Source organism: Cellulomonas sp. P2_F12 (genome assembly GCF_056403775.1).
Genome location: NZ_JBFUEV010000001.1, coordinates 491,235 through 512,305, shown reverse-complemented (window position 1 = coordinate 512,305; position 21,071 = coordinate 491,235). Strand labels below are relative to the sequence as shown.

Here is a 21,071-nt window from a genome sequence, read left to right as displayed (position 1 = left end):
CGCCCGTCCGCGATGTGAGATCCCTTGACAGCATGTGGACGCCTTGCGCACACTCGTGGCATGTCCATCGCCCGGCCCGTGCCCGTGGACCCGCGTCACGCGGGTTCCGTCGACGTGACGTCGACGCACCGGTGCCTCTGTCGAATGTGTCGCTGACGACCCTGTCGTCCCCGTCCCCGCAGCTCTGAGGAGCTCCCCGCAGGCGATCCGCCTGGTCCGTGGGTGGGGACCCGTCCCGCCGCCACGCGGCGCAGCCCGCTACCGCGGGTCTCGGAAGTCGTCCGGGATCCGGTGCGGACCAGACGCATTCGCAGAACGACCGATGGAGCTGACGTGCTGAACCGCACCCGAATCGATGTCCTCCCGATCCAGGAGATCGTCGCGACCGCCTCTCCGAGCGCCTGGCTCGACGGCCTGGTCGCGTCCCGGCAGGCCGACGAGCTGACCGTCGTCCTGCTCGACGGCCAGGTCTCGGTCCTGACCACGTCGGCCTCACCCGAGCCGGGCGAGCCCGTCGCAGTGCACCCCGTCGCCGGTGTCGTCGCGATCGGGGGCGCCTGGTACTCGGCGCGCCGCCTGGAGGGCTAGGCGGACTGCATCCCCGCCATCATCGACCTGCACGAGTCGACCATCGCGCGGCAGGCCATGGCGCAGATGCGGCAGTGCTCGGACATGGAGGCGTGCATCTCGCACTCGGTCGCGCAGGCCTCGCCCATCGCCATGCACGCCGTCATCATCGAGGTCATCACGGCCATGTCGTAGCCGGCCGGCCGCATCATCATCCGCATCATCGTCATGGCGACGTCCGCGGTGTTCATACACATGGACGCACATCGCCCCATGCCCTCGCCGCTGTCGGCGTCCGCGCACATCGTGGCCGCCATCGACGCCGCCGAGCATGCCTCGATGCAGCCCTGCATCATCGACATGTCCATGCCCGTCGTGCCCGACATCGGCATCGTCTTCATCATGTCCGCCATCATGCTCATCGGTGGTCTCCGCCCTCGTTCCCCGCCCGCTCGTTCCTGACCTCAGCGACGCTACGCCGCGCCACGCGCCCGACGCCATGGCTCGGGCGCGCCTACTGTGCGGGCATGAGACACCTCGACGGCTGGGTCGCCGGTGAGCACACCGCCGACGGCGTCACGCACCCCACGTACCGCGCCGGGACGGGTCCGGGCGTCGTCATGATCCACGAGCTCCCGGGCCTGACGCCGGCGTGCATCCGGTTCGGCGAGGAGATCGTGGCGCGCGGTCACACCGTCGTCATGCCGGTGCTCTTCGGGGCGCCGGGGGAGCCAGGTTCGGCGAGGGCGATCGCGAGCTCGCTCGCCACCGTGTGCGTCAGCCGCGAGTTCCACGCGTTCGCGCTCGGTCGGACCAGCCCGGTGGCGGGGTGGCTCCGGTCCCTGGCCCGTGACCTGCACGACGAGCTGGGCGGGCCGGGGGTCGGCGCGGTCGGCATGTGCTTCACCGGCGGGTTCGCGCTGGCGATGCTGGCCGACGCCCCGATCGCCGCGCCGGTGCTGGCGCAGCCCGCGTCCCCGTTCCCGGTCGGCCGCCGCCGCGCCGCCGACCTCGGGCTCAGCCCCGGCGACGTCGCCGCGGTGCGCGCCAAGGTCGCGGCCGGCTGCCAGGTGCTCGGCGTCCGGTACGTCGACGACCGTGCGGTCGGGACGCGGTTCGACACCCTGCGTCACGCTCTGGGGGAGAACTTCCTCGCCGTCGACCTGCCGGGCTCGCAGCACGCCACGCTCACCGAGCACCGCGACGAGACGGCGGTCCTCCGGGTGCTGGACTTCTTCGACGAGAAGCTGGGCACGGCCTGACCCGTAGGCTCCGGGCATGAGCACCCTGGACGAGGTCGGCGAGCGCGACGCGTGGCGATGCTGGTTGTGCGACGAGCCCGTCGACCCCGACGCGTCCGTCAACTCCGACCGCGGCCCGAGCATCGACGGCGGCGCCGCACCGAAGGGCAAGAAGCCGGCCCCGGGGTCCGAGCGGCTCGCGCACCGGGCGTGCAACACCCGTAAGGGCGCGGTCAAGCCCGTCGTGGCGTGGTCGCCGTCGCTGTTCGTCGTGGACCCGGCCCCGATCGTCGCGACCGTCGAGCGGCTGACCCGCAAGAGCGGCCGCGAGGTCGTGGCGCGCTGCCCCACGCGGTCGGACGGTGACGAGGCCGCGGCCTGGCTGGTCGACCGGCTCTCGCGGTTCGCGCCCGACCTGCGGGTGACCGCGGACGTCGAGCCCGGCGGCGGGCAGTTCCTTCTGGTGCTGCGCTCGGCCTGAGCCCCTCGACCACGCGCGGCCCGGTGCCGGTCACGCGGGCGTCGCCGGCCATCCTCCACGCGTTCACGCAGGCCGACCACGATGGCGGCGCATCCTGCTGGAGGGAGCTTGCCGTGCGGGTCGAACGTGCCCTCGCGCACTACTCGTGGACGTCCGTCGCCGAGCCCGTCTACGTCGTCGAGCTCTGGACCCACGGCGGTCCCGCCGAACGTTGGCGGCTGCTCGACGCCGTCGACGTGGAGGACGTCGTCGAGTGGGCGCGGAGCCGGCAACGCGGCCGCGTGCTCTCGGTGAGCCTCGAGCACCAGGACGAGTACGGGACGTCGGTGCTGCGCCTGCTCGGGCCCGCGCACGTCGCGGGTGGGGCCGTCCGCTCGGCCTGAAAGAGCTTGGTGTCGGCGGCGCACCGCCGCGACACCACATGGTGTTGACGTGACACCATCGTGGTGTCATGCTGGTGCCATGGACCTGGGACATCACATCAGCGACCTGCAGCGCCAGCTGCTCGAGGCCGCGGACTACGGCACGGACGAGACCCGCGCCGTCGCCGAGCGGCTGGTGTCGGGACTGGACGCCGCCGCACGGCTCGTGCTGCTCGACGTCCTGTCGTCGGCGGTCGGCGAGATCACGCGCGACCTCGCTCCCGGCTCCGTCGACCTGCGGCTGCGCGGCCGTGAGGTCGAGTTCGTCGTCGTCCAGCCGAACAGCGACCCGGACGCCGACGAGGCGCCGGCGGTGCCGGTCGACCTCGACGACGTGAGCACCTCGCGCACGACGCTCCGCCTGCCCGACGCCCTCAAGGTGCGGGTGGACGAGGCGGCGGCAGCCGACGGCCTGTCCGTCAACACCTGGCTGGTCCGTGCGGTCGCGGCCGCGCTGCAGCCCAAGCAACGACGATCCGCGCAGCGAGCGCTGCGCACCGGCGACAGCTTCGCCGGCTGGGCGCGCTAACCCGCCCAGCCCACCAGCCCACCAGCCACGCAGACCTGCGGGGCCGGACGAACACACCCCGAGCCCGGGAGGCGTCAGCATGCCCACGTACCCCACCCCCGACCCCATCGACCTCGCCGTCAACCTGCAGGTCGGCCAGATCGAGGTGGTCGCCAGCGACCGGACCGACACGGTCGTGACGCTGTCGCCCACCAACCCGACGAAGTCCGTCGACCACCGGGGCGTGCAGAACACCAAGGTCGACTTCGACGGCCGGCGGCTCACCATCACCGGCCCACGGCCGCGGCTGAGCTGGATCGGGGCCGGGCCCTTCGACTCGGTCGACATGGTGATCGAGCTGCCCACGGGCTCGCGGTTCACCGCCGAGCTGGCCGTCGGCGACGTCCGGACCGCCGGACGCCTCGGCGCCACCCGCATCAAGGCCTCCACCGGCGCCGTCGACGTCGACACCACCGGCGACCTCTGGCTGCGTGCCGGGCACGGCAGCGCGACCGTCGGGACCGCCGACGGCGGTGCCGAGATCACCGCCGACCACGGTCAGATCCGGCTCGGCACGGTCACCGGCGACGCCGTCCTCAAGGCGTCGCACGGCAACATCCAGGTCGGGCAGTCCGGGGGCGACCTCGAGGCGAAGCTGTCCTACGGCGACCTCGAGATCACCCAGGCCCTGGCCTCGGTCGCGGCGAAGACCGCCTACGGCACCATCGCGCTGCGCGAGGTGTCGAGCGGGTCCGTCCAGGTCGAGAGCGGCTTCGGCCAGATCGTGATCGGCGTCCGCGCCGGCACCCCGGCCTGGCTCGACCTGTCGTCGAAGAGCGGGGCCGTCCGCAACCACCTCGACGGCGACCGCGCGCCTGCGGACTCGGAATCGGCTGTCGCCGTCCGGGCCCGCACCCAGGCCGGAAACATCACCATCCAGCGCGCCCACTGAGCCGGGCAACCACCAGAAGGGGAGAGAGACATGACCGACCCTCAACCTGCGATCCGCGTGCAGGGCATCGAGAAGTCGTACAAGGAGCTGCACGTGCTGCGCGGCGTGGACTTCGAGGTGGGGGCGGGCAGCATCTTCGCCCTCCTCGGCTCGAACGGCGCGGGCAAGACGACGATGGTGCGCATCCTGTCGACGCTGCTGAAGCCGGACGCCGGGACGGCCACCGTCAACGGGTTCGAGGTCGTGGCCGACCCGCTCCGCGTCCGGGAGTCCATCAGCCTGACCGGGCAGTTCGCCGCGGTCGACGAGATCCTCTCGGGGCGGGAGAACCTCGTCCTCGTCGCCAGGCTGCGGCACCTGCCGGGTCCGGGCCAGGTGGCGGACGACCTGCTCGCCCGGTTCAACCTGACCGAGGCGGGGGCCCGCCGGGTCGCGACGTACTCCGGGGGCATGCGCCGCCGGCTGGACATCGCGATGAGCCTGATCGGGCAGCCGACCGTGCTGTTCCTCGACGAGCCGACGACGGGTCTGGACCCCGAGGCGCGCATCGAGGTCTGGCACGTGATCAAGGAGCTGGCCACGCAGGGCACCACCGTCCTGCTCACCACGCAGTACCTCGACGAGGCTGAGCAGCTGGCCGACCGGATCGCGATCCTGCACCAGGGCCGCATCATCGCGAACGGCACGCTGGCCGAGCTCAAGCAGCTCCTGCCGCCGGCGACCGTCGAGTACGTCGAGAAGCAGCCGACCCTCGAGGAGATCTTCCTCGCGCTCGTCGGCAGCGACGCCACCCACGAGACCAGCGAGGAGCTGTCATGAGTGCCACCCACTTCGTCAGCGACACGGTCGACCTGACCGGCCGCTCGATGCGCCACATCACGCGGAGCGTGGACACGATCATCACGACCGCGGTCACCCCGATCGCGATCATGGTGCTGTTCGTCTACGTGTTCGGCGGGGCGATCGACACCGGCACCGAGAACTACGTCGACTACCTCCTGCCGGGCATCCTGCTCATCGCGATCGCGTCCGGCATCGCCTACACCGCCGTCCGGTTGTTCACGGACCTGCAGAGCGGCATCTTCGAGCGGTTCCACTCCATGCCGATCTCGCGGCCGTCCGTGCTGTGGGCGCACGTGCTGACCTCGCTGGCCTCCAACGCGATCACGGTCGTGATCATCGTGCTGGTGGGCCTGCTCATGGGGTTCCGCACCTCCGCCGGCGTGCTGGCGTGGCTCGCCGTGGCCGGAATCCTGGCGCTGTTCACGCTGGCGCTGACCTGGGTCGCCGTCATCGCCGGCCTGTCGGCGAAGTCGGTGGACGGGGCCGCGGGGTTCTCCTACCCGCTGATCTTCCTGCCGTTCATCAGCTCGGCGTTCGTCCCGACCGACACGATGCCGGCCCCCGTGCGCGCCTTCGCGGAGAACCAGCCGGTGACGTCGATCGTCGACACGATCCAGAACCTGTTCTCCGGGCAGCCGGTGGGCAGCGACATCTGGGTCGCGCTGGCCTGGTGCGTCGGCATCCTCGTCCTCGCGTACTACTTCGCGATGTCGGTCTACCGGCGCAAGATCAGCTGACCGCGGGACCTTGTCGAGGCCGGCCGTGCGGACATTCTCCGCACGGCCGGCCTCCGCCGTTTCCGTGCGGGGCGCCCGCTGTTCGGCCACTGTTCGGACGGCGTCCGTTGACCGGCGGCCCGGCCCGCCGCAGCCTTGCGCCCATGCCCATCGAGGACGAAGGACGCGCGATCGACGAGGTCGTCGACCGGATCGCCGCGAAGTACCCGAACCTGCCCCGGAGCATCATCCGGGAGCAGGTCGACGCGCAGCTCGCCGCCTTCGCGGGCTCGACCGTCCGCGACTTCGTCCCGATCCTCGTCGAGCACGCCACGATCGAGCTCCTCGCCGAGTTCGGCGGGCCCGAGTGAGGTCAAGCCGGCCCTCAGTGGTCGGCGGCCAGCTTGTCGAGGTAGGCAGCGGTGCGCCGCGAGTGCGGGGGGCGCCGGAGGCGGTCGGCCGTGCGGCACGGCTCTCCCGGGGCGGCTGCGCAGCGGGGACAGGTGACCGTCAGGGCGACGTCGTCGTCGTCGGGCTCGGTGCTCATGCGCCTATGGTGCCCAATCTCTCGACGCCGGGCCAGGGTCGCCGACCGTCCTGGTGGCCATGCCTGACTCGTCCTGTTCCTCCCGCGCTCATCCGGTCCTCACCTGGCGGCCACCTTCACCCGGTCGACTCTGTGCGCGACGTCGTCGCCACAGGATGAGGCTGAAGGGAACAACCATGAGGACACGAGCACTGCGCCCGCTCGGCGTGGCAGTGGTCAGCGGAGCGCTGCTGCTGGGCGCCGCGAGCGGCTGGGCGGCCACGGGCAGCCTGACGGGCAACGGCGACGCCCGCCGGCTCGCGGGCGACCAGACGGCGGCCGTGCGGGACCAGCTCCGCGGGGGCTCCGCCAAGAACGTCATCCTGCTCATCGGCGACGGGATGGGCGACTCGGAGATCACGGTCGCGCGCAACTACGCGCTCGGCGCGGCCGGCCGGTTCGCGGGCATCGACGCCCTGCCGCTGACCGGGCAGTACACCACCTACGCGCTCGACAGGACCGACGGGAAGCCGGACTACGTGACCGACTCCGCCGCCTCGGGCTCGGGGTGGGCGACCGGCACCAAGACGTACAACGGCGCCATCTCGGTGGACGTCGCCGGCACCCCGCAGCGCACGCTGCTGGAGATCGCCCGCGCCAACGGCCTGCGCACGGGTGACGTCAGCACGGCGGAGATCCAGGACGCGACCCCTGCGGTCCTGGTCTCGCACGTGACCGACCGCGGCTGCTACGGGCCGACGGCCACGACGGCCAAGTGCCCCACCAACGCGCTGCAGAACGGCGGCCTCGGCTCGATCACGGAGCAGCTGATCGGCAACCGCCCCGACGTCACGCTGGGTGGCGGTGCCACCTCGTTCAACGAGACCGCCGTCGCCGGACCGTGGTTGGGCAAGACCCTCCTCCAGCAGGCGAAGGACCGCGGCTACCAGGTGGTCACCGACGCCGCCGGACTGGCCGGGGTCACGCAGGCGAACCAGTCCTCGCCGGTCCTCGGTCTGTTCGCGCCCGGCAACATGGCGACCCGCTGGGTCGGCCCGCTGGCCACGCACACGGGCGGCACCGAGCCGGCCGTCACCTGCACCCCCAACCCGGCGTACGTCGCGACGTCGCCGACGCTCGCGGTGATGACCTCGAAGGCGATCGACCTGCTCCAGGGCGGCAAGAAGGGCTTCTTCCTGCAGGTCGAGGGCGCCAGCATCGACAAGCAGGACCACGCCGCCAACCCGTGCGGTCAGATCGGCGAGACCGTCGACCTCGACGAGGCCGTGCAGGCCGCGCTCGCCTTCGCCAAGAAGGACGGCAACACGCTCGTCGTCGTCACCGCCGACCACGGGCACTCGAGCCAGATCGTGTACCCGAACACCCTGACGCCGGGCCTCACCCGCACGCTGCTGACGGCCGACGGCAAGCCGATGACGGTCGCCTACGGCACCGCCGACGTCGGTGGGTCGCAGGACCACACCGGCACCCAGGTGCGGGTCGCCGCCTACGGACCCCGCGCCGGCAACGTCGTCGGGCTCACCGACCAGACGGACCTGTTCTTCACCATCCGGGACGCCCTGCGGCTCGACCCGGCGGCGCCGTCGCCCGCCGCGCCAGTGGTCCAGAACGTCAACGTCACCGAGGGCGCCGTGCTGCACGGTCGCCAGACCGTCCGGGTCACGCTCGACACGGAGCCGCGCTACACGTACCTCGAGCTCAACCAGGGCGGCACCTGGATCACGGACAACACGAAGGCGCCGGGCAGCACGCAGTCCGGCAAGCGGCCGACGCTCGTGCTGGACACCCGTGACTACCCCGACGGGTCCTACACGCTGAAGATCGACGCCGTCGGCATCGACGGCCAGACGACGGAGAAGCTGGTCGGGATCACGATCGCGAACCACTGACGTCGACCGGACGGTACGCCGACGCACCTGGGGTGCTCGTCCCCGGGTGCGTCGGCGCGTCTGCGCCCGTCAGGAGGCTCAGCGGTACTCCGGGTTCTCGAAGTCGAAGCGGTTCCCGGCGTTCCACTCCGCACGCTGGTTGCCGTAGCCGGGCACGCCGCCGGCGTCGCGGAGCATCGCGGCCAGGTGCATGAGGTTCCAGGTCATGAAGGTCGTGTTGCGGTTGGTGAAGTCGTTCTCGGGTCCACCGCTGCCGGGATCGAGGTAAGACGGGCCGGGCCCGGCCTCGCCGATCCAGCCCGCGTCGGCGTTCGGGGGGATCGTGTACCCGACGTGCTGGAGCGAGTACAGGATGTTCTGCGCGCAGTGCTTGATGCCGTCCTCGTTGCCGGTGATCAGGCACCCGGCGACCCGCCCGTAGAACAGGTACTGGCCCTTGTCGTTGAGCTCGCCGGAGAGCGAGTAGATCCGCTCGATCAGGCGCTTGGTCACGCTGGAGTTGTCGCCCAGCCAGATCGGGCCGGCCACCACGAGGATGTCGCTGGCGAGGATCCCGGGGTAGAGGTCGGGCCAGGCGTCGGTAGCCCAGCCGTGCTCGCGCATGTCGGGGTAGACGCCCGTGGCGACGTCGTGGTCGATCAGCCTGAGCTCGCTGACCTCGACGCCGTGCTTGCGCATGATGCCTGCGCTGGCGTCGACCAGCCCCTGGGTGTGGCTGAGCTCGGGGCTGCGCTTGAGGGTGCAGTTGACGAAGGTGGCCCGCAGGCCGGTGAAGTCGGGCGCCACGCTGGACATGGGTTCCTCCGCGGTTGCTGTGCTCAGCCGTCTCGACCCAGGGCGAGCTCGACGACCTGGTACGGGTCCGACCCGGGCACGACGTTGTGCATCGTCAGGACGGCGTCCCGGGGTCGGACGTGGATCTGCCAGCCCCAGTCCGGGCCGGACTCCGCGGGGTACGAGCCGAGGAGCCGCAGCTCGTCGCCGTCGCCGACGGCGCCCGAGAAGCTCATCCACGTCGGCCCGGTGTGCCAGGAGTCCACCCACACCGCCGTGGCGGCGTCGGGGGACCCGCCCAGCAGGATGAGCCCGTCCTGCGCTGCGTCGCCGTCCGACCACGTGTAGGCGATCGAGACGAACCGGTGGGCCGTGACGCTGACCGTGGCGGTCGCCGCGGACGACTGGTAGTCGTCCGTGGCCATCAGACGCAGCAGGTTCGTGCCGTGCCAGCTGCCCACCAGGGGGGCGAGGTGCTCGACGACGCTCATACCTGACTGTATCGACGACGGCCCCCTCAGAGCGGGGGGCTCGGAGGGGGCCGTCGGTCGATGCGGTCGCGCTGGGGTCAGGCGCGGGCGTGCGTGTCGTCCTTGCCGTGGCCCGGCAGGTGCGGGTGGGGCACGTGGATCTCGGCCGGCTCCGACGGGAGGTCGTCGATGCCGTCCGCGAGCGCCCTCTCGCGGCGGTGGCGGGCCGAGGGCATGGCGGCGGAGGCGAGGACGGCGAGGACCGCCACGGCCGCGCACACCAGGAACCCGTAGGTGAACGCGTCGTCGGTCGGCATCCCCTGCGGGGTGCTGTGCGACGTGATGACGGCGGCGACGACGGCCGTGCCGATGCTGCTGCCGATGGTCCGCGAGATCACGTTGACGCTGCTGGCCTCGCCCGTCTGTGCCGCCGGGACGCTCTCGATGATCGCGTTGGACATCGCCGCGAAGGCCAGGCCGATGCCGGCGCCGGTGAGCAGCCCGGAGGCCAGCACCTGCCAGAGGTCGTCGTGCACGAGGGCGGGCAGCGCGAAGGCGAGGACGACCAGGAACGTGCCGAGGAACATGGGCAGCTTGGGTCCGAACTTCCGGTCCAGCAGCCCCGAGATGGGACCGAACACGATCATCATCAGGACCGTCGGCAGCAGGAACAGCCCGGCCTCGGAGACGGACTTGCCGAAGCCGATCCCGGTCACGGGCGGCAGCTCGAGCAGGGTCGGGACCAGGAGGAACGTGCCGAACATCGCGAAGCCGAGGGCCAGCGCGACCAGGTCGGTCGCCCACACGCCGCGGTTGGCCATCAGTCGGATGTCGATCAGCGGCTGGCTCACCCGCAGCTCGATCAGCACGAAGGCGACCAGCGCGACCAGGCCGAGCACGAAGAGGGAGACGGTCTTGGTCTCGAACCAGCCCCACGACTGACCCTTGCTGATCGCGAGCAGCAACGAGACGAGCCCGACGGTCAGGACGCCGGCGCCGAGGACGTCGAGCCGACCCGGGGTGCGGACCGGCGACTCCTTCATGCCGAAGATCGCACCGACCAGCGCGATGACGACGAGCACGAGGGGCAGCCAGAACAGCCAGTGCCACGACAGGTGGTCGACGATCGGACCGGCCGCCACGATGCCGACGCCGGCGCCGACGCCGAAGATCGCCGAGAGCAGGCCGACGGTGACGCTGACCTTCTCGCGCGGCAGCTCGTCGCGGACCATGCCGATGGACAGCGGCAGGATCGCGCCCGCCGAGCCCTGCAGCACGCGGGCGATGATCAGGACGCCGAGGGTCGGGGCGAGCGCCGCGACCAGGGTGCCGGCGGCGAGGGCCGCCAGGACGCCGATGAGGACCTTGCGCTTGCCGACCATGTCGCCGAGGCGGCCCAGGATCGGGGTCAGCACCGAGGCCGAGAGCAGGTAGGCCGTGAGGATCCAGGAGGCGTCCGCGGTCGAGACGTTCAGGTCGCCTGCGAGGACGGGCAGCGCCGGCGCCACGAGGGACTGCAGGACGGCGAACGCGAGACCGCCCAAGGAGAGGTAGAGCACCAGGAACCTGGTGCCGGAGCGTGGTGCGGCGGGCTGACCTGCGCTGACGGCAGCACCAGCGAGGCCGGCCTGATCGGTGGAGTGCGACACGAGTTCCCCGGTGACTAGTTGTAAACGTTTGTTGACTAGCAGTATGCACACTGGGCTACAGTCAAGTCAACGTTCGTTTACCACCGCTCCCGGGACGTTAGGCTGGCCGGGTCGAGAGGGGCTCCATGAGCATCGGCAACGTCGCCGACGACACCCTGCCCGCACCGCGGCGCCGGGATGCGGCCGCCACCCGGCAGCTGCTGCTCGGCGCCGCGCGGGACCGGTTCGCCCGTCAGGGGTACGCCGCCACCACGGTCCGGGAGATCGCCGACGACGCCGGCGTGAACGTGGCGCTCATCAGCCGCTACTTCGACTCCAAGGAAGGGCTGTTCGAGGCCTGCCTCATGCGTGTCTCCGACGAGCTGGGGACCGCGGTCGCGCCCGGGGCGACGCTGCACGAGGTGGCCGGCGCCATGGCGGAGCAGATCGCCGGACCGTACAGCGCCGAGCACCCGAACCAGCTCGTGCTGCTGCTGCGCACCTCGGGCGACGAGCGCGCCGAGCGGATCCGCCTCGACACGCTGCAGACCTATGCGGGACGGATCGCCGAGGTCGCGGGCGGCGCGCCGGCCGGTCCGGACGTCCTCCTGCGCGCGCAGCTCGCGCTGTGCGCCGCGCTGGGCATCGCCGTCCTGCGGTCGTCGATGGTGATGGAGCCGCTGGCGTCCGCCGAGCCGGACCGGCTGGTCGATCCCGTGCGGGCGCTCATCCACGCCCTGCTCGATCCAGGCTCCGCTCGGTAGGCCGCCCGTCGAGCAGCGTGGTTGTTTCACCTGACGTGCACGGCAGTGGGAGAGTCCGGTGAACACGACGTCGCCGGTCAGGTCCGGCGCCCGACACACCACCGATCGTGGAGGTTCAGCGATGGTGCAAGGACCCAGCTCGACGGCACGGCAACGCCGTCGCCTTCTGCTTCTCGTCACGTTGCGAGTGCTCGCGACCGCCGCCGTGGTGCTCGTGCTCTACTACACGCTGCCGATGGACCGTCTCGCGGACACGCCACTCGCCGTGCCGCTCGTCGCCGGGCTGCTCCTGCTCGGAACGTGGGGCGCCTGGCAGATCCGCTCCATCATGAACGCGCAGAACCCGACGATCCGCGCGATCGTAGCTCTGTCCGGGTACCTCCCGGTGTTCCTCGTCCTGTTCGCCTCGGGCTACTACCTGATGGCCCAGGCGGACCCGGCCAACTTCAACGTCGGGGGCCTCACCCGCACGGACACCCTGTACTTCACGCTCACCGTGTTCAGCACGGTCGGCTTCGGGGACATCCACGCCACCAGCCAGGTCGGGCGGACCGTCGTCATGGTCCAGATGGTCCTCAACCTGATCCTCGTCGGTGCCGGGGTCCGGCTGCTGACGCAGGCCGTCCACATCGGATCCGCGCGACGCGAGGCCGAGCGCACCCAACCCGGGTCCACGGCGCCACCCGGGGAGCCCGACGAGGCGCCCGCGCCGCGGCCCTAGGCGACCCGATGACCGACGACGACGGCGGTGACCTCCGGACGCGGCTGCGGCGCGCCGTGCTGGTGGTGGCCGGCCTGAACCTGGCGTACTTCTTCGTCGAGTTCACCGTCGCGCTGTCGATCGGATCGGTGTCGCTGTTCGCCGACAGCGTCGACTTCCTCGAAGACACCGCCATCAACGTGCTGATCTTCATCGCCCTGGGCTGGTCGCTCCACCGTCAGGCGATCGCGGGCAAGGTCATGGCCGTCATCATCCTGGTGCCCGCGCTGTCGGCGGCGTGGGAGGCGTTCGGCAAGCTCGGCGATCCCGTCCCGCCCAGCCCGGCGGCGCTGATCCTGACCGCCGGGGGCGCGGCGGTGGTGAACCTGGCCTGCGCGCTCGTCCTCGCGCGGTTCCGTCACCACGACAGCTCGATGGCCCGCGCGGCCTTCCTCTCGGCGCGCAACGACGTGATCGTGAACCTCGCGATCATCGCGATGGGGGTCCTGACCCTGTGGACCGAGTCCGGCTGGCCCGACCTGGTGCTGGGGCTGATCATCATCGTGCTGAACCTCAGCGCCGCCAAGGTGGTCTGGCAGACGGCCGAGGAGGAACGGCTGGCCGCCAAGGCGCTGGCGGGGGAGGACATCGACTGAGGCCGGCGCAGACCGCTGCACCGAGAACCGCCCGCACACGAAGGAGCGTGACCTGATGAGCTTCAGCTACCCGGTCGGAACGCGCGGCGCACGCCAGCCCAGCAACCGGTTCTTCCGGTGGATGAACGACCGGGCGGCGCGCCGCATGAAGCGCAGCGGCGGTGCGACGTTCATGGGGATGGACGCCCTCGTGCTGAACACGGTCGGGCGCAGGAGCGGCAAGAAGCGCGCCAGCCCGCTCGGATGGTTCCCGGGCGAGCCGGACGGCTGGATCGTCATCGCCGCCGCGGCCGGCGCGACCCACAACCCCGCCTGGTACTTCAACCTCGCGGCTGAGCCGGACCACGTGACGATCGACCTCGCCGGGCGGACCGTCCCGGTGACGGGCCGCGAGCTGCACGGAGACGAGCGCGAGGCCGCCTGGACCAGGATCACGACCGCGGTCCCGCGCTTCGCGTCGTACCAGAAGAAGACCGACCGGGAGCTGCCGGTGATCCTCCTCGAACGGCGCGAGAGCCCCGCCGCGGGCTCGTGATCGCTCCCGATGTCCTGGTGACGGCGCGCCTCGTCCTTCGGCGTCGCCGACCGGACGAAGCCGCCGTCTATCGGCGGCTGTGGACCGAGCGGGATCCGCGCGTGCCGTCGCACCGGCGGATCGACCCCGCGGGCCGTCCGACCGTGGAGGACATCGCTGCGCAGGTCCGCGCCGAGCTCGTCGAGCCGTGGCCGGGGATCCTGGCGGTGGAGCGCAAGGGCGAGGGCGACGTCATCGGGTACTGCGGGCTGGTCTTCCACGGGAACGGGTCGCCCGACGAGCCCGAGCTCGTCTTCGAGCTGCTGCGGGCGGTGCACGGCCACGGGTACGCGACCGAGGCGGGCGGTGCCGTGGTCGCGTGGGCGGGCCAGGCGGGCCACCCCCGGCTGTGGGCCACCGTCCGGGGCTGGAACGTCGCCTCGCGGCGCGTCCTCGAGAAGCTCGGCTTCCACGAGACGGGCCGGGTCGAGCCCGACGCCGTCCACGGCGACAGCCTGCTGACCGTGCGAGAGCTGTGAGCATGCCCAGGGCTTGTCCCACGTTCCACGCCGGAGGACCGTGGGCGGGGACGGAGGTGCGCCATGACAGAGTTCGTGCAGATCATCGACTTCCGGACCTCGCGGATCGACGAGGTCCAGGCGTTGGGCGACGCGTACCGGGCGGCCCGCGCGGCGGAGGGCGGCACGGCGGTGGTGCGGGCGGTGGTCACCGCCGACCGGGACGATCCCGGCCGCTATCTCAACATCATCGAGTTCGACTCGTACGAGGCGGCGATGGAGAACTCGGCCCGGCCGGACACCGATGCGTTCGCGGCGCAGATGGCGGCCCTGTGCGACGGGCCTCCCACGTTCCTGAACCTCGACGTCCGGTTCACCTGGAACGAGTGACCGGGCCCTCGAGGTCGTCGTCGCCAGGTCAGGTCACGACGACGTGCCGTGGGGGCGCGGGGCTGGCACGGTAGAGCGAGCCTCGGGTCCCCCGCGAGAAGAGATGACATGACGAACGCCCCCGATGCTGCCTCCGTGATGGCAGCGAGTGAGTCCTGGGCGACCGACTTCCCCGAGAGCACCCAGCGGAGCGAGGGGATGACGGTGCTGGCCGCCGACCCGACGCCGCGGTACGGCTCGGCGGTGCTCGGGGTCGAGTACGCCCGCAAGTCCGGGCGCGCCCTGCACCTGCAGGTGCTGCTGCCGCCGATGCGCGACGACCTGCCCGGAGCGGACGCCGGTCCGAGGTTCCCGCTGGTGGTGTTCGTGCAGGGGTCGGCCTGGCAGGAGCAGGCGCTCGGTCTGTCGCTCCCGGCCCTCGCCGAGTTCGCGCGACGCGGGTACGTCGTCGCGATCGTCGAGTACCGGCCGTCGACGCTGGCGAGCTTTCCGGCCCAGGTCCGAGACGCGCGGAGCGCGATCGGCTTCCTGCGCAGTCGCGCGGACGAGTACCACCTCGACCCCGAGCGCGTGGCGCTGTGGGGTGACTCGTCGGGGGCGCACACGGCCGCGCTCACCGCGCTGACGGACGGGCAGCAGGAGTACTCCGACGAGCCGGTCGGCGACGAGCACTCTGGGAGTGCGGTGCGTCGTCGACTACTACGGGCCGACCGACATCTCGCGCATGAACGAGGAGCCCTCGGTCCAGGACCACATCGCGCCGACCAGCCCCGAGGGCCTGCTCATCGGCGGCCACGACGTGCTGCGACGGCCGGACCTAGTCGAGCCCACGGTGGTCATGAACCACCTGTCGCCGCGGCGGGACCTGCCTCCGGTGCTGATCGTGCACGGCAGCAAGGACCGGTTGGTCCCGTTCGGTCAGAGCGTGCTGCTCCACGACGCGCTCGTCGTGGCCGGCGGCCCCGTCGAGCTCTACCAGCTCCAGGGCGCCGACCACGGGGGTCCGCCGTTCTGGCAGGACGACGTGCTCGACCTCGTGGACGACTTCTTGCGACGCCACCTCCACCGAGACGCGTCCGACGACAGCTAGACCCGACCCGATCGAGGAGTTCGCATGGAGTTTCGCCAGCTGGGGCGCACCGGCCTGACGGTGTCCGAGATCGGCTACGGAGCGTGGGGGATCGGTGCCTCGATGTGGATCGGGGCGCGCGAGGACGAGTCCGTCGCGGCGCTGCACCGCGCCATCGAGCTCGGCGTCAACTTCGTCGACACCGCGCGCGGCTACGGCGAGAGCGAGCGCATCGTCGGCAGCGTCCTGCGGGACCACCCGGACGTGCTCGTCGCCACCAAGGTCCCGCCGAAGAACGGCATCTGGCCGGCGCCCGACGGCGTGCACCCGGACGAGACGTTCCCCGGCGCCCACATCCGCCGGAGCCTCGAGACGAGCCTCGCCGCGTCCGGCCTCGAGGCCTTCGACGTCCTTCAGCTCCACGTCTGGAGCGACGAGTGGGTGGGCCGGGGGGACTGGCTCGAGACGATCGCCGACCTGCGCCAGGAGGGCAAGATCCGCTTCTTCGGGGTCTCTGTCAACGACTACCAGCCCGAGAACGCGCTCGAGCTCGTCCGCAGCGGCACGGTCGACACCGTCCAGGTCATCTACAACGCCTGGCACCAGCAGCCGGAGGCGCAGCTGCTTCCCGCGTGTGCCGAGCACGGCGTCGGGGTCATCGTGCGGGTCGCCCTCGACGAGGGAGGGCTGACCGGGCGCATCACGGCGGGGTCGACGTTCCCCGAGGGCGACTTCCGCACCACGTACTTCGGCGGGGATCGGTCGGCGCAGGTCGAGGAGCACGTCACCGCGCTCGTCGACGACCTGGGCATCAGTGCCGAGGAGCTGCCCGACGCCGCCCTGCGCTACGTCCTCGACCACCCTGCCGTGTCCACCGTGATCGCCGGCATGCGCACCGTGCGCAACGTCGAGCGCAACGCCGCCACGAGCGACGGTCGGCGGCTCACCGACACGCAGCGCGGGGTGATCCGGCGCCACCGGTGGGAGCGGAACTTCTACCGGGCCGCGCACTGAGTCATCGCGACCGGGGGACAGCCGAACGGCCCCGCTCCGCCGATACCGGCGGTGCGGGGCCGTTCTCTCTGGTTCTCAGGACGAGGTGGTCGCCAGCTCGGCGTCCCGCGCCTCCCGGGTGAGGGCGTCGATCTCGTCGTCGAGCTCAGCGTCGGTGCTCAGGACACCGGACGTCGCGTCGTCGACGTCCACCGGCTCGACCTCGAGGTCGATCGACGTGGCCAGCGGCTTGTGCTTGATGAACACGAGCACGACGGCGGCGAGGATCGCGAGCGGAACCATGTAGAGGAACACCGGCGTGAGGGCGTCGTTGTAGGCGCCGACGATGATCTCCCGCACCTGGTCGGGCAGGCTGTGCACGAGGTCCGGCGTGAAGCTGCCGGTGTCGCCCGCCCCGGAGGCCGGGAGCCGCTGGGTCAGCAGGTGGGCGAGGTTCGTCGCGAACAGCGACCCGACGACGGCGGAACCGACCGACGCGCCGATCTGGCGGAAGTAGTTGTTCGACGACGTCGCCGTGCCGACGACCTTCATCGAGAACGAGTTCTGCACGACGAGCACGAGGTTCTGCATGGTCATGCCGAGCCCGACGCCCATGATCGCGGTGTACGCGCAGATGACCCAGACGGCCAGGCCGGGCGTCATCGTGGAGAGCAGCAGCAGGCCCACGGCGACGAGCGCCATGCCCACGACCGGGTACCACTTGTACTTCCCGGTGCGCGAGATCGCGATGCCGGTGATCACGGACGTCAGCAGCATGCCGAGCATCATCGGGACCATCAGCAGGCCGGCCTCGGTGGCGCTCGAGCCGGTGACCATCTGCAGGTACGTCGGCAGGAAGGCCATCGCCCCGAACATCGAGATGCCGGTCAGCAGGCCGCCGAGGGTGGCGACGTTGAAGTTCCGGTTGCGGAACAGGGCGAGCGGCATGATCGGCTCGGCCGCGCGGCTCTCGACGAACACGAACGCGACCCCGGCCACGACGGCGCCGACGATCATGCCGATGATCTGCGGCGATGCCCAGGCGTACGTGGAGCCGGCCCAGGTGGTGGTCAGCACGATGCAGGTGCTCGCGATGGCGATGAGGACCATGCCGGCGTAGTCGAGACGAGGCTTGGCCTGGACGCGCTTGGGCAGGTGGATGAACTTGATGGCCGAGGCGATCGCGAGGATGCCGAGCGGCACGTTCATCCAGAACGCCCAGCGCCAGCCGGGACCCTCGGTGAAGAACCCGCCGAGCAGGGGACCGGCGACCGAGGACACGGCGAACACCGCGCCCATGATCCCGCTGTACCGACCGCGCTCACGGGCGGGCACCACGTCGGCGATGATCGCCAGCGCCAGGATCATGAGCCCGCCGCCGCCGAGGCCCTGGACCGCGCGACCCGCGATGAGGCCGCCCATGGAGTGCGAGAGGCCGCCGATGACGGAGCCGACGAGGAAGATCGCGATCGCGCTGACGAACAGCCACTTGCGGCCGACGAGGTCGCCGAGCTTGCCGTAGACCGGCATGACGATGGTGGAGGCCAGGATGTAGGCCGTCGTGATCCACACCATGTGCTCGACGCCGTGCAGCTCACCGACGATCGTCGGCAGTGCGGTCGAGAAGATCATCTGGTCGAGCGACGCCAGAAGCATCGCGATGAGCAGGCCGGCGAACACCAGCAGGACGCCCTTGTGGGACGTCTCGCTCGCCGGCTGCGAGGGGGTCTGCGGCGCCCGTCCGGCTGCCGCGGTGGTCGTGGTCACGTGAGGTTCTCCCATGCTGTGGTCAGGAGCGCGTTCGCGCGCTCCTCGATCTGGTCTGCGGTGGCGGGCTCAGGCGCTGTGGCCGCCTCTTTCATGGCGCCGCGCACGGCGACGGCCGCGGCGGTGATGGCGACGTCCGCCCATGCCGTGTCCTGGTCCGTGCCGACCGCGCGGGCGGCGGCGATCTGGACCAGGGCGGCGGCGAACGCCTCCTGGGTGTCTCCGAGCTGGCGAAACGCGGCGGCGAACAGGTGAGGGTGGCGACGCAGCAACGCACGGCGCTCGTCTCGACGCGCCCCCACCTGCAGGCTCGCGCGGATCTGCTCGACGAAGAAGCGCACGGCGACCTCGCGCAGGCTCAGGCTCTCGCCGGTCGCCACGACGGCGGCGACCATCTGGTCGATCTGCCGCGCGTCGGGCGCGTTGAGCAGCGCGTCGTCCTTCGAGTCGAAGTAGTTGAAGAACGTGCGGGGGGAGACACCGGCCGCGGCGCTGATCGCCTCGACGGTTGCGCCCTCCAGGCCGTGCTCGAGCGTCAGCTCGAGAGCGGCGTCCGCGATGCGGTGCCGGGTCTCGACGCGCTTGCGCTCGCGAAGCCCGCTCTCGTTTGATTGCATGACTGCATTATTGCACGGCTGCAAACTTCAGTCACTGTGCCGTCGGTCACGGGGCGCCCTGCAGGTCGAGGTTCGCGCCCATGACCACGGTCCGCTCGGGCGGCAGGTGGAAGACCTCCGCGCGGCTCGCGGCGTTGCGTGCCATCCAGACGAACAGCCGCGCGCGCCAGCCCCGCCGATGGGGAGCTCCGCCCACGTGCACGGTGAGGACCGACAGGAAGTAGCGCGCGTCGTCGACGTCCAGCGAGAGCTCGGGACTCTGACCGACCGCGAGCGCGAGGCCCCTCGGGATGTCCTGACTGTCGTTGAACCCGACGCGCACGCAGACGTGCACGATGCCGTCGTCGGCGTAGCCGAGGTCGTCGACGACGACGCGGTCGACGTGCCGGATGTGGGGGACGTTCTCGTTGACGATCTGGACGATGACGACGTGCTCGTGCAGCACGTGGTTGAACGCGACGTGCGAGCGCAGCGCCAGCGGCGTCGTCAGCTTGTTGGGGTGGGGGAAAACCGCCAGCCCGGGCACCCGCGGGACGCCGCTGTCCTGGACCATCGCGACGAACTCGTCGAGCGGTCCTTCCAGGTCGTTGCGCCGGGCGGCCAGCCGCTCGGCACCGGCGCGCCACGTGGTCATGAGCGTGATCACGATCGCGGCGATGACCAGCGGGAGCCAGCCGCCGCTGACGATCTTGGTGACGTTGGCGGCGAAGAACACGAGCTCCAGGCCGATGACGACGACGCCGTACACGACGACCTTCCACGTCGCCCAGTGCCACACCCGCTTCGCGAGCAACAGGAACAGCAGGCTGGTGAGCAGCAGCGTCCCCGTGACCGCGAGTCCGTAGGCGGTGGCCAGCCGGGTCGAGCTGCGGAACACCGCGATCAGCACGAGCACGCCCACGAACAGGATCCAGTTGACCGCCGGCACGTAGATCTGGCCGCCGGCGTGGCGGGACGTCTGCCGCACCGACAGCCTCGGGAACAGGCCGAGGCGGACGGCCTGCCGGGACACGGAGTACGCCCCGGAGATGACGGCCTGCGACGCGATGACCGTCGCCAGGGTGGCCAGCGCCACCAGTGGGAGGGTCGCCCAGGTCGGTGCGAGGTGGAAGAAGGGGTTGTCGATCGTGCCGGGGTCGTCCAGGATCATCGCCCCCTGCCCGAGATAGTTCAGGGTCAGGGCCGGAAACACGACGGCGTACCAGCCCAACCGGATCGGCGCCGCCCCGAAGTGGCCCATGTCGGCGTAGAGCGCCTCCGCCCCGGTGATCGTCAGCACGACGGCACCCATGGCGACGAACGCGGTGAGCGGGTGCTCGACGACGAACGCGACGGCGTACGTGGGCGACAGCGCGCGCAGGATCGCCGGGTTCTCGGCGATGTGCGGCACGCCCAGGACGGCCAGCACGACGAACCAGAGCGCCATCACGGGTCCGAACGCTCGCCCGACCACCTCGGTGCCGCGTCGCTGGACGAGGAACAGGACCGTCAGGACCGCCACCGAGGCCGGCAGCACGAGCCGCTCGAAGGCCGGGTCGGCCACGACGACGCCCTCGATCGACGACATCACCGAGATCGCCGGGGTGATCACGCTGTCGCCGTAGAAGAGCGCTGCACCGAACATCCCCAGCATCATCGCCGCCGCGAGCCGACGCCGGTCCCTGAGCTTCTGGCGCAGCAGCGCGACGAGCGCGAGGATGCCGCCCTCGCCGTCGTTGTCGGCTCGCATCACCAGCGCCACGTAGTTCACCGAGACGACGATCGCGATGGACCAGAACACCATCGAGATCACGCCGTACACGTCGACGGACGTGGGCTTGACGTTGTTGTGGTCGATGCTGAAGACCGTCTGCAGCGAGTACAACGGGCTGGTGCCGATGTCACCGAAGACCACGCCCAGAGCGCCCAGCGCCAGCCAGGCCCGGGGCCCGTGCCTGGCGGGTGGGCTCTCTCGGACGTCGACTCCGGTCGCGGCCTGCGGGTCGCTCGGCGACTGGCTGGGGGTCACCCCGGCATCGTGGCACGGTGCCGGGCTGGTTCAGCGG

26 protein-coding genes and 1 pseudogene are annotated in these 21,071 nt (G+C 71.1%); 19 read left to right on the top strand and 8 right to left on the bottom strand.

Annotated features, from left to right (window positions below; all coding sequences use genetic code 11):
- The first annotated feature begins 333 nt into the window (after positions 1–333).
- A complete protein-coding gene (locus AC1DWH_RS02355) occupies positions 334–588 on the top strand; it encodes a nuclease (protein WP_456843732.1) in 255 nt (84 codons plus the stop codon).
- Here AC1DWH_RS02355 and AC1DWH_RS02350 read toward each other — a convergent pair.
- A complete protein-coding gene (locus AC1DWH_RS02350) occupies positions 585–989 on the bottom strand; it encodes a four-helix bundle copper-binding protein (protein ID WP_477092307.1) in 405 nt (134 codons plus the stop codon). The genes AC1DWH_RS02355 and AC1DWH_RS02350 overlap by 4 nt on opposite strands.
- Positions 990–1,094: 105 nt before the next feature.
- Between AC1DWH_RS02350 and AC1DWH_RS02345 the strand changes: the two genes are divergently transcribed.
- The 8 genes from AC1DWH_RS02345 (at position 1,095) to AC1DWH_RS02310 (ending at position 6,101) form a co-directional block, all read left to right on the top strand.
- Positions 1,095–1,829 (top strand): dienelactone hydrolase family protein, encoded by a 735-nt coding sequence (locus AC1DWH_RS02345; protein WP_477092306.1) that lies wholly within the window; start codon positions 1,095–1,097, stop codon positions 1,827–1,829.
- Between the two features lie 16 nt (positions 1,830–1,845).
- Positions 1,846–2,289 (top strand): hypothetical protein, encoded by a 444-nt coding sequence (locus AC1DWH_RS02340; RefSeq protein ID WP_477092305.1) that lies wholly within the window; start codon positions 1,846–1,848, stop codon positions 2,287–2,289.
- 113 nt (positions 2,290–2,402) lie between these two features.
- Positions 2,403–2,672, top strand: a complete 270-nt coding sequence (locus tag AC1DWH_RS02335) for a hypothetical protein (protein WP_477092304.1) — start codon at positions 2,403–2,405, stop codon at positions 2,670–2,672.
- Positions 2,673–2,751: 79 nt separating this feature from the next.
- Positions 2,752–3,240 (top strand): histidine kinase, encoded by a 489-nt coding sequence (locus AC1DWH_RS02330; protein WP_477092303.1) that lies wholly within the window; start codon positions 2,752–2,754, stop codon positions 3,238–3,240.
- 79 nt (positions 3,241–3,319) lie between these two features.
- Positions 3,320–4,171: a DUF4097 family beta strand repeat-containing protein gene (locus AC1DWH_RS02325; RefSeq protein WP_477092302.1), complete on the top strand. Its 852-nt coding sequence runs from the start codon at positions 3,320–3,322 to the stop codon at positions 4,169–4,171.
- Between the two features lie 30 nt (positions 4,172–4,201).
- A complete protein-coding gene (locus AC1DWH_RS02320; protein WP_477092301.1) occupies positions 4,202–4,990 on the top strand; it encodes an ABC transporter ATP-binding protein in 789 nt (262 codons plus the stop codon).
- Positions 4,987–5,751, top strand: a complete 765-nt coding sequence (locus AC1DWH_RS02315) for an ABC transporter permease (RefSeq protein ID WP_477092300.1) — start codon at positions 4,987–4,989, stop codon at positions 5,749–5,751. The genes AC1DWH_RS02320 and AC1DWH_RS02315 overlap by 4 nt, the downstream gene beginning before the upstream one ends.
- A gap of 143 nt (positions 5,752–5,894) precedes the next feature.
- On the top strand, positions 5,895–6,101 hold the full coding sequence (locus AC1DWH_RS02310; RefSeq protein WP_456843742.1) for a three-helix bundle dimerization domain-containing protein: 207 nt from the start codon (positions 5,895–5,897) through the stop codon (positions 6,099–6,101).
- 14 nt (positions 6,102–6,115) lie between these two features.
- On the opposite strand, the gene AC1DWH_RS02305 is transcribed toward AC1DWH_RS02310, so the two are convergent.
- On the bottom strand, positions 6,116–6,277 hold the full coding sequence (locus AC1DWH_RS02305) for a zinc finger domain-containing protein (RefSeq protein WP_456843743.1): 162 nt from the start codon (positions 6,275–6,277) through the stop codon (positions 6,116–6,118).
- A 176-nt stretch (positions 6,278–6,453) separates the two neighbouring features.
- Here AC1DWH_RS02305 and phoA point away from each other — a divergent pair, with 176 nt between their 5' ends.
- The gene (gene phoA, locus AC1DWH_RS02300) at positions 6,454–8,166 is read left to right on the top strand and encodes an alkaline phosphatase (protein ID WP_477092299.1); all 1,713 of its coding nucleotides are present in this window, start codon (positions 6,454–6,456) and stop codon (positions 8,164–8,166) included.
- A 78-nt stretch (positions 8,167–8,244) separates the two neighbouring features.
- Here phoA and AC1DWH_RS02295 read toward each other — a convergent pair whose 3' ends face one another.
- From AC1DWH_RS02295 to AC1DWH_RS02285, 3 genes are all read right to left on the bottom strand, one after another.
- Positions 8,245–8,961, bottom strand: coding sequence for a flavodoxin family protein (locus tag AC1DWH_RS02295; protein ID WP_477092298.1), 717 nt, complete (start codon positions 8,959–8,961; stop codon positions 8,245–8,247).
- Positions 8,962–8,984: 23 nt separating this feature from the next.
- Positions 8,985–9,431 (bottom strand): DUF1579 family protein, encoded by a 447-nt coding sequence (locus AC1DWH_RS02290; RefSeq protein ID WP_477092297.1) that lies wholly within the window; start codon positions 9,429–9,431, stop codon positions 8,985–8,987.
- A gap of 77 nt (positions 9,432–9,508) precedes the next feature.
- The gene (locus AC1DWH_RS02285) at positions 9,509–11,059 is read right to left on the bottom strand and encodes an MFS transporter (RefSeq protein WP_477092296.1); all 1,551 of its coding nucleotides are present in this window, start codon (positions 11,057–11,059) and stop codon (positions 9,509–9,511) included.
- A 125-nt stretch (positions 11,060–11,184) separates the two neighbouring features.
- On the opposite strand from AC1DWH_RS02285, the gene AC1DWH_RS02280 reads away from it, so the two are divergent.
- From AC1DWH_RS02280 to AC1DWH_RS02240, 9 genes and pseudogenes are all read left to right on the top strand, one after another.
- The gene (locus tag AC1DWH_RS02280) at positions 11,185–11,802 is read left to right on the top strand and encodes a TetR/AcrR family transcriptional regulator (RefSeq protein WP_477092295.1); all 618 of its coding nucleotides are present in this window, start codon (positions 11,185–11,187) and stop codon (positions 11,800–11,802) included.
- A 187-nt stretch (positions 11,803–11,989) separates the two neighbouring features.
- Complete coding sequence (locus AC1DWH_RS02275; RefSeq protein WP_477092294.1) at positions 11,990–12,523, top strand: potassium channel family protein; 534 nt, start codon at positions 11,990–11,992, stop codon at positions 12,521–12,523.
- 8 nt (positions 12,524–12,531) lie between these two features.
- The gene (locus AC1DWH_RS02270; protein ID WP_477092293.1) at positions 12,532–13,158 is read left to right on the top strand and encodes a cation efflux transmembrane domain-containing protein; all 627 of its coding nucleotides are present in this window, start codon (positions 12,532–12,534) and stop codon (positions 13,156–13,158) included.
- 55 nt (positions 13,159–13,213) lie between these two features.
- Complete coding sequence (locus tag AC1DWH_RS02265; protein ID WP_477092292.1) at positions 13,214–13,693, top strand: nitroreductase/quinone reductase family protein; 480 nt, start codon at positions 13,214–13,216, stop codon at positions 13,691–13,693.
- On the top strand, positions 13,690–14,211 hold the full coding sequence (locus AC1DWH_RS02260; protein WP_477092291.1) for a GNAT family N-acetyltransferase: 522 nt from the start codon (positions 13,690–13,692) through the stop codon (positions 14,209–14,211). Before AC1DWH_RS02265 ends, AC1DWH_RS02260 begins: the two co-directional genes overlap by 4 nt.
- 63 nt (positions 14,212–14,274) lie before the next feature.
- Positions 14,275–14,580, top strand: coding sequence for a putative quinol monooxygenase (locus AC1DWH_RS02255; RefSeq protein ID WP_477092290.1), 306 nt, complete (start codon positions 14,275–14,277; stop codon positions 14,578–14,580).
- 108 nt (positions 14,581–14,688) lie between these two features.
- Positions 14,689–15,171: pseudogene (locus AC1DWH_RS02250) on the top strand (alpha/beta hydrolase fold domain-containing protein); the annotation flags it as partial.
- Positions 15,172–15,259: 88 nt separating this feature from the next.
- A complete protein-coding gene (locus AC1DWH_RS02245; RefSeq protein ID WP_477092289.1) occupies positions 15,260–15,670 on the top strand; it encodes a prolyl oligopeptidase family serine peptidase in 411 nt (136 codons plus the stop codon).
- A 24-nt stretch (positions 15,671–15,694) separates the two neighbouring features.
- On the top strand, positions 15,695–16,663 hold the full coding sequence (locus AC1DWH_RS02240; RefSeq protein ID WP_477092288.1) for an aldo/keto reductase: 969 nt from the start codon (positions 15,695–15,697) through the stop codon (positions 16,661–16,663).
- Between the two features lie 75 nt (positions 16,664–16,738).
- Here the strand turns inward: AC1DWH_RS02240 and AC1DWH_RS02235 are convergent, their stop codons facing one another.
- Genes AC1DWH_RS02235 through AC1DWH_RS02225 form a run of 3 tightly spaced genes read right to left on the bottom strand, consistent with a single transcriptional unit; the run spans position 16,739 to position 21,034 of the window.
- Positions 16,739–18,409 carry an MDR family MFS transporter gene (locus tag AC1DWH_RS02235; protein ID WP_477092287.1) on the bottom strand — a complete coding sequence of 557 codons (1,671 nt, stop codon included), beginning with the start codon at positions 18,407–18,409 and terminating at the stop codon, positions 16,739–16,741.
- A complete protein-coding gene (locus AC1DWH_RS02230) occupies positions 18,406–19,026 on the bottom strand; it encodes a TetR/AcrR family transcriptional regulator (protein WP_456843757.1) in 621 nt (206 codons plus the stop codon). Before AC1DWH_RS02230 ends, AC1DWH_RS02235 begins: the two co-directional genes overlap by 4 nt.
- A 46-nt stretch (positions 19,027–19,072) precedes the next feature.
- Entirely contained in the window at positions 19,073–21,034 is a 1,962-nt protein-coding gene (locus AC1DWH_RS02225; RefSeq protein WP_477092286.1) for a potassium transporter Kup, read from the bottom strand.
- Between the last annotated feature and the right edge of the window lie 37 nt (positions 21,035–21,071).